Raw genomic sequence first — 7,011 nt, 5'->3', positions numbered from 1 at the left:
CTCTTAGATTTCCGAAAAAAGTAAATCATACTTAAAGTAGATAGTTGATTAATGGAAATTACAATGAAATTTGTAATTTCCTAACCATTTAATAAGAGAGGTGAAGACATGGTAAAAAAGAAATCCCAGAAAAACTCCGAAAAAAAGAAATTTACATTTTTTAAAAAAGCAAAGAATAAAACAACTGAAATATTAGATATGCAACAAGAAAATTCAGAAGCACTTAAAGAAAAGAAGAAACGTAAAACAAGGGAGAAAGTTCCAGCTATCACAGGAAAAAAAGTAGGTAAGGTTACATTTTGGTGTGTGATGGGATTCGTGTTTGCAGGAAGCTCCCTTTCATTTATCCAACTTGCCGGTCCTCCTAGAGCAGTAGCTGTTCAAGAAAAGAAGGAGGAACCCGTAAAAATTAAAATGTCAGAAGCAGAATTAATTGCATATGCTAATAGTTTTGCCGCTGATTATTTTAACTGGAAGGTTGATATGAATGTAGCTGAAGCGCGGAAAAAACGATTAGAAAAATATTTAGTTGAAGGATCCGATGAGCAAGGTGGATTAAATAGAGATACTTTAAAAAACGCTTCTAGTACTTTAGTTAAGTCGGAAGCTGTAGAGGTTCATCAAAAAGGAAATGAAGCAGAAGTTACGTTGAAAATCATGCAGAAACTAGAACCTGTAAATAATCCTGCTCCTGGAACGACTCAAGCCCCAGATACACCAAAAGAACCTAAAGAAGTTACAAGGTACTTCTCTATTCCAATTTTAATGGAGAAAGGGAAGATGGTAGTTCCTAACAATCCTACAATCGTTCATGGAGAGAGAGAAAAGGCATCTTATAAAGTAGCCACATTCAAATCAGAAGGACGAGAAATTAATACAGATGCAGAAATAAAAAAAGTAGAACAATTTTTACAATCTGTATTTAAAGTATATACAGAAGGAACACCAGAAGAAATTGCCTATTACTTTGAAAAAAGCAATATATCAAACGGACTTAAAGGTATTATGACATTTAGCAAATTAGAAAACCTCCGTATTTATGAAGATAAAGATAAAGGTTACAGAGTCTTAGTTGATGCCAAATTAAAAGACAATGATAGCAGCTTAGAGTACACATACACATATGACTTAAATTTAGTAAATAAAGATAACAAGTTTTCAATTAGCTCTATGAAAAAATTTGAAAATACGTTAGAGAAAGTGGAGGGTAAATAATTATGGAGCTTTTGGGATTAGATATGGTAGCTCACCAATTACCTGCTATTACAGATGCAGCGGTTCTAGGTAATATTAATTTTGGAGTAAATATTAAAAACTGGTTAGTAGCTCAATTAGGCCCTATCTTTTTAGTTGTAGCACTTATTGGAGTAATCGTTCTAGCAGTTAAACGACAAATGGCTGGATTACTTGGTTGGATATTTGTTTGTGCACTTTTATCCGTATTTGTATTCTCACCAGATGTTTTCAAAGATCTTGGTACAAAATTATATAATTTAGTCTTCAAGTGATAAGTTAAAAATCTCTGAAAATATTAAAGGGGTTGGTAAAAATGACTCAAAAGCCGACTCGTAAAGAAGTTAGGACATACAACTCGATATGGGATATTCCTAAGAGTTTATACGGGATAAGGGACTTAACCCTCCCTTTCCCGGTTCCATATAGACAGTTGGGCTTCTTTGTTGGATCTTTACTTTTAATTTTTATTCTAGATCAGTTTTTACCTTTAGGAAATAATGTGTTTTTAAAATATCTAATATTACCAGGTGGAATAGCATATTTCTTTGGCAATGTAGAATTGGATGGAAAAAGCCCACATAAATTTATATTTCGATTTTTCGTGTTTATGTTCGAAAGTAAGAAGATTAGCCGCTATAAAGATACAACTGGTAATATCGGAAACTATCAATATAAAACTTTAATACGATTCAAGGATGATTCAATCAATAATAAGTAATTAATTAATCTATACGGAAGAATTATTTTAGTCTCATATTCTTCTCTAAGGAGGGTAAAATGAATCAGGTTGAATTTCCAGTCAAATACTTTCACGATAATTTGATTTTTAACCAAGATGGTTCTTGCTGGGCGTATTATGAGGCATACGGGATTCCTTATGAATTCAAGGGAGACGATGATAAAAATACGTTGTTTATGCGACAACTCGGTTTGTTTTGGAATTATGAAGAAGAAAAACATCTATTAATGATACCTGTTTATCAGAATTTCAAAGAAAAAGCCGATGAGTTTAAAGAAACAGTAAGCGGTGAACTAAAAGAGCTTGCAATGGATCATACTGATGACGTTGTTCATGAGCTAGAACGAAAATTTGGTAAAAATGCAGTAGAGTACCGATACTTTATTGGCGTGAAATTAAAGGTAAGACACATACAAGAAGGGCTTAAAGAAATGTTGTATACAGCATTTCATACCTTTAAAAACACTGCAGAACAGTTTGGGTTACTTGGTGATACCAAAATACTAAAAACTGATTTGGAGATGTTTAAAAGAGAAGCTAGCGCTTTTAAAAATAAAATAAGAAAACATTTGGCTGTAAGGGCTCTAGAAACTAATGAAACGCAATGGATTATATTAAGAAACTTCTATCGCACATTAGAGGCGCCAGTAACTGCTGGATGGACACCTCCCGTACAGAATGACGACTCTGCAATAATACCAAATCAAGAAAGCTTATTACGATTATCCGAGGCAGAATTTGATGTTAAAGGAAGACATATTGAAATGTCTCAGATTGGTACCGACGGGTTAGAATATCCAGCATATATGAGCTTTTTATCGGCATCTAAAATCCCATATACGATGGAGTTTCCAGACCAAGAGTGGATGTATATGATTCAAAACATAGATTTTCCCATCGAATTAAGTGTCCGTACAGAAAACATCAATCATCGTAAAGCATTATCTAAACTAAATAAGAAGAAAAAGGATTTGGAAGATCAAGAAATGCATGCTAGGGAAAATGCACAAACTGTTGGATTAAACGTGTATGAAGGTGTTCAGGAAGCTACTGAGCTACAAGCCCTCATACAAAAGACACGTATGCCACTAGTTAAAACATCAATATCTTTCTGTATATGTGCCGAAGATTTAGATACAATGCGCCGGAATACAAATTCACTCATTTCTATTTATAGAGAGATGATGATTGAACTAGTAAGACCATATGGGGATCAGTTCCTTCTGTTTAATGAACATATCCCCGGTGCAAGAAGGTATGTAAATGATTATATACACTTTATGGAACCTGGAGTACTTGCGGCCGGTATGTTTGGAGCAACACAAGATTTAGGAGATAATATCGGATTCTATATTGGAACAACTGGTATTTTAAACAAAGCAGTTTATATGACACCTTCTCTTGCAGCAACAAATACCGTTGCAAATCAAAAAACAAGCGCACTTTCAGTTGCAGTAACAGGAAGTACTGGATCGGGTAAATCATTTGGAACGAACCTAATTGTTTATCTTGCAGTACTTGGAGGAGCTCAAACACTGATAGTCGATCCAAAAGGTGAGAGGGGAAACTGGACAGAAGATTTACACGGTTTAGAAGGTAAAGTAAACGTTATTACACTAGGGACTGATAGACGAGATGAAGGGAAACTAGACCCATTTATCATTCATAAACATAGTCGAAAAGATGCAATTGAGTTAGCAATGACAATTCTTACTTTCATTACAGGTATTAAACCTGATAACTCGGAAAAGTTCCCACGCTTGGCTTCAGCTGTAGAATTTGTTGCAGGAATGGAAGAGCCATGCTTAACTGCTGTATCTCAATATCTTGAAGATAGTGAGGATAAAGTGGACCAACAATTAGCCGCTCATATTCAAGCATTTGAGAATTTATCATTTGCACACTTAATCTTTGGTGATGGAACAAATAGAGATATTGAACTTGATACAGCAGTAAATATCATACAGATTCAGCATCTTGACATGCCAGATATTCAAAAAGATCCGAAAGATTATACCTTACAAGAAAATTTATCTGTTAGTATGCTGATGTCTCTATCTTCATTTGCAAGAAAATTCTTTCAAAAAGACCCTACTAAATTCAAAATTGTTTTATTGGATGAAGCATGGGCAATTATGGGGACTTCTCAAGGGCGAGAGTTGGCTCGTAAGCTAGTTCGTGAAGGGCGTGCCTTAAACTCTGCAGTATACTTTGCTACTCAAAGTGCAAGTGACCTTGGAGATGAGACATTTAAGAATAATATCGGTATGAAGTTCTCATTCCGTAATACAGACAGTAAAGAAATTTCTTCAATCTTAGATTTCTTTGGATTACCTGATAATGAAGAAAATCATGCGATTATTACAAATTTAGAAACAGGACAATGTTTATTCCAGGATATTCAGGGAAGAACAGGCGTTGTCACAATGGATGTAGTGTTCAAGGATCTATACGATGCATTTGATACAAGACCAAATGCAAGAAAGAATTATAGAAAGTCAAATGATGATGAAAAGCAGGAAGTTAATGCAACCTTTGTCGAAGGAGGGGAAGAAAAAATAAATGTAGGAGTGAGTTAATATGTTAAAAACTAAATTTAAAAAAATTATGCTAACAAGTCTATGTGTAGGTACTCTTATCCTGAGTGCAGCATGTGGTAATAGTGAAAAAAATGTTGGAGAAGAAAAGGATAAACAGGGACACACTCCAAGAGAAATGATGCTTGATTTTGTAAATGCAGATTTACGACATGATTATAAAACAATACGTAAATTAGTTGTCGATGGGGAGAAAAATGAAATATTAGATCCTAATAAAGGTCCTCAAAATAATTTATCTTACAAAGACTACACAGTAAAAGAATATGTGGTAGATAAGGACACAATTATGTATAACTTTACTTCAAAGAAGCCCCCTAAAAACATCGATAAAGCAGTGAAATGGGTAAGGGTAGTTCGTACAGAAGATGGATTCAAAGTTCGAAGTTATTCTGGCCCTGAACGAAATGAAATTGATGAAGTAGCAAATACTAAACCGACAAGTGAGTTTAGCTCAAAAGATTAATAGGTTTCCCATAAAGGGGGAGTAACATGTAATGAAAAAGTTTATTACCCTATTGTTATTAGTTTGTACACTTCTTTTAGCATTTAATTTACTTTTTAAAGCTGCACCAGTTTATGCGGAAGATGAGCCACGGCCTTCCCTTATAGACGACATTATTCCGAAGAATAAAGAGAAATTAAAATATGAGGAATATCCACCAAGTAGTTATGGGATTGATGTTTATACTCCAGAAGGTGGATTTGGAGAATCTCTTAAATTTTGGAAATGGAAAAACAACATTAAAGAACAAATTGTAGCGACTATTTTTATATTAATTAGTATTGCATGGACAGTAAACCTTGCAATTAGTAGTTTGGTAACAAATATGGTAGGCCAATCAATGAGTTTAAATATAGTTGCTGATGTTGGAGATAAGTTGGGGGATGTAATATCTAAAACAGCAGGGTTCAATGGTTCTTGGGGTAATGGAATATATAGTGAATTAATTGGGCTCATGTTAGCTTTCTTAGCTTGCTGGGTTATCTGGGTAGGCTTTATACAGCGTCGTCAGTCGGAGATGCTAGGGGGATTGTTAAAAGCATTAGGTATTTTAGTTTTTACTCTAGGTTTTTTCGCGAATTCAAGTTATATCATCAAAGGACTTAACACTTTTTCTGAGCAAGTAAATAAAACTGTTCTTGATTCAACTCAAAGTATTAGTGGAGCAAGTGAAGGACATTCAAGCGGTGTCGATTCTATTACTGATTTAACACACACTCTATTAATAAAACAACCTTATACATTATTACAGTTTGGCACAACAGATATGAAGAAAATCGGTGATGAAAGAATAAAGAAAATGTTAACAACGACAGACCCTGATAAAAGAAAAGATCTTTTAAAGGATGAAGTTGAGGTTCAGAAAAACCAAACTCTGTCTTTAGATGCTACTTTTGAGAGAGGGGCACTCGTATTATTACTAGGTTTAATTAATCTTCCTTTATGGATTGTTCTTGGATTATGCAGTATGGCGATGTTATTTTATCAATTAATGTTTATCATCGTAGCGCTAATGTCGCCTGTAATGCTATTAATGGCATTAGTACCTGCGTGGACTGGAACGGCTAAAAAGTTCTTAGCTGAACTGTTTAGAACATTGCTTATGAAAGTTGCAATTGGTTTCCTGGTAACTTTAATGTTTTGGGTATCGTCAATTTTGTTCAGCGCTACCGATAAGTATGGATACTTATTTGTAGCTATACTACAAATACTTTCATTCTTAGGCGTTTGGTTATACCGTAAAACAATTTTCGATGCAATTACTACAGTACCAGCAAGTGCAGGAGCAGCACGTGCATCAGATGCTATGAGTAATATTAGAGATAAATATCGAGATGTTAAACGAGGATCTAAGGCTGTTGGAAGAAGTGTGGCAGTAGCTGGTACAGGTGTTGCAATGGCTGGAAAAATGGGTAAATCAGGTTATAGTAAGTTTAAACAGTTGAAAGAAAACTATGCAGATAGAAAAGAAAAGGTAGGAGAAGGTAAACGCAAGGAAAAAGAACAAATGCAAGCAGAAAAAGAAAAAAATATTAATCAAATGAAAAATGAAGAAAACTTAGGTGTTCGCGATAGAAAAGGAAATCAGGAGCAAGAAAGGGTCAAGGAAGAAGTAGCAGCTACTAAAGAAAATCCGGAATTAGCTGTACGAGGGAAACATCAAGATGATAATCCGGAAATACAACAAGCAGAGTTAAAAGATAAAGAAGAGGATGTAAAGGCAGATGTTAAACCAGTTGCACAATCAAATGAGGAACTAAGTAATAAAGAAGATGTAAAAGCTCAAATTAGACCAGTTGCAAATCAAAATAATGATGGTCTTGAGAATAAGCAAGAAGATGTGAAGGCGGAAGCAAAACCAGTAGCAGCAATTAAAACACCAACGGGTCAAACAAAATCAATGGATGGTAAACCGATCACAACACCACAGTCAG

The 7,011-nt window shown here is 34.6% G+C and carries 6 protein-coding genes; all 6 read left to right on the top strand.

Going from position 1 to position 7,011, the window contains the following annotated elements; translation table 11 throughout:
- Positions 1-108 precede the first annotated feature (108 nt).
- Positions 109-1,215, top strand: a complete 1,107-nt coding sequence (locus tag V7038_RS27490; RefSeq protein WP_335695936.1) for a conjugal transfer protein — start codon at positions 109-111, stop codon at positions 1,213-1,215.
- A 2-nt stretch (positions 1,216-1,217) separates the two neighbouring features.
- A complete protein-coding gene (locus V7038_RS27485; protein WP_335695935.1) occupies positions 1,218-1,508 on the top strand; it encodes a hypothetical protein in 291 nt (96 codons plus the stop codon).
- 41 nt (positions 1,509-1,549) lie between these two features.
- The gene (locus tag V7038_RS27480; protein ID WP_002162134.1) at positions 1,550-1,954 is read left to right on the top strand and encodes a TcpE family conjugal transfer membrane protein; all 405 of its coding nucleotides are present in this window, start codon (positions 1,550-1,552) and stop codon (positions 1,952-1,954) included.
- A gap of 59 nt (positions 1,955-2,013) precedes the next feature.
- Positions 2,014-4,554, top strand: a complete 2,541-nt coding sequence (locus tag V7038_RS27475; protein ID WP_335695934.1) for an ATP-binding protein — start codon at positions 2,014-2,016, stop codon at positions 4,552-4,554.
- Between the two features lies 1 nt (position 4,555).
- The gene (locus V7038_RS27470; protein ID WP_070128916.1) at positions 4,556-5,038 is read left to right on the top strand and encodes a hypothetical protein; all 483 of its coding nucleotides are present in this window, start codon (positions 4,556-4,558) and stop codon (positions 5,036-5,038) included.
- A 31-nt stretch (positions 5,039-5,069) separates the two neighbouring features.
- Positions 5,070-7,011: CD3337/EF1877 family mobilome membrane protein (locus V7038_RS27465; protein ID WP_335695933.1), on the top strand; the 1,942-nt coding region annotated here is incomplete at its 3' end.

It is taken from the genome of Bacillus sp. JJ783 (assembly GCF_036963225.1).
Taxonomy (GTDB): domain Bacteria; phylum Bacillota; class Bacilli; order Bacillales; family Bacillaceae_G; genus Bacillus_A; species Bacillus_A cereus_U.
The sequence above is the reverse complement of the archived record's forward strand: the minus strand, read 5'-3'. Positions and strand labels throughout refer to the sequence as shown.

Excerpts from the sequence above, each read along its gene's own strand:
- V7038_RS27490 (WP_335695936.1), top strand. The coding sequence starts at position 109 with ATGGTAAAAAAGAAATCCCAGAAAAACTCCGAAAAAAAGAAATTTACA.
- V7038_RS27485 (WP_335695935.1), top strand. The coding sequence starts at position 1,218 with ATGGAGCTTTTGGGATTAGATATGGTAGCTCACCAATTACCTGCTATT.
- V7038_RS27480 (WP_002162134.1), top strand. The coding sequence starts at position 1,550 with ATGACTCAAAAGCCGACTCGTAAAGAAGTTAGGACATACAACTCGATA.
- V7038_RS27475 (WP_335695934.1), top strand. The coding sequence starts at position 2,014 with ATGAATCAGGTTGAATTTCCAGTCAAATACTTTCACGATAATTTGATT.
- V7038_RS27470 (WP_070128916.1), top strand. The coding sequence starts at position 4,556 with ATGTTAAAAACTAAATTTAAAAAAATTATGCTAACAAGTCTATGTGTA.